The 366-nt window shown below is 66.1% G+C and carries 1 protein-coding gene; it reads right to left on the bottom strand.

What is annotated here, in order from left to right:
• Window positions 1–366 (bottom strand): putative Ig domain-containing protein (locus tag K0F85_RS28395; protein ID WP_219119139.1); only part of this gene is annotated, 366 nt, incomplete at both ends.

The raw sequence follows: 366 nt of genomic DNA, 5'->3' as shown, positions 1-366 counted from the left end.
CCCACGCCCGTGCTGCTGTCGCTGGCGCGCAGGCTGAAGGTGAAGCTGCCTGCCACGTTCGTCGTGCCGGACAGCACGCCCGTGGCCGTGTTCAGGCTCAAGCCGGCAGGCAGGCTGCCGCTGCTGACGCTAAATGTGTAGGGCGCCGTGCCGCCTGCTGCCGTCAGGGTAGCAGTGTAAGGCGCTTCCGCCGTTGGATTGGGCAAGGTGGCCGGCGTCAGGCTGAGCGTGGCCGAGGAAACGACGATGGTATAGCTTTGCGTGCCGGTAAACAAATGCGCATCGGCCGCTTGCACGGTCAGGATGAAACTGCCCCCCGCCGTCGGCGTGCCGCTCAGCAAACCACTGCTGTTCAGGGTGAGACCG

Origin of the sequence: Janthinobacterium sp. UMAB-56, from assembly GCF_900095265.1 — a bacterium.
Classification (GTDB): domain Bacteria; phylum Pseudomonadota; class Gammaproteobacteria; order Burkholderiales; family Burkholderiaceae_D; genus Janthinobacterium.
Note: the sequence above shows the minus strand (reverse complement) of the source record. Positions and strands in the feature narration are given on the sequence as shown.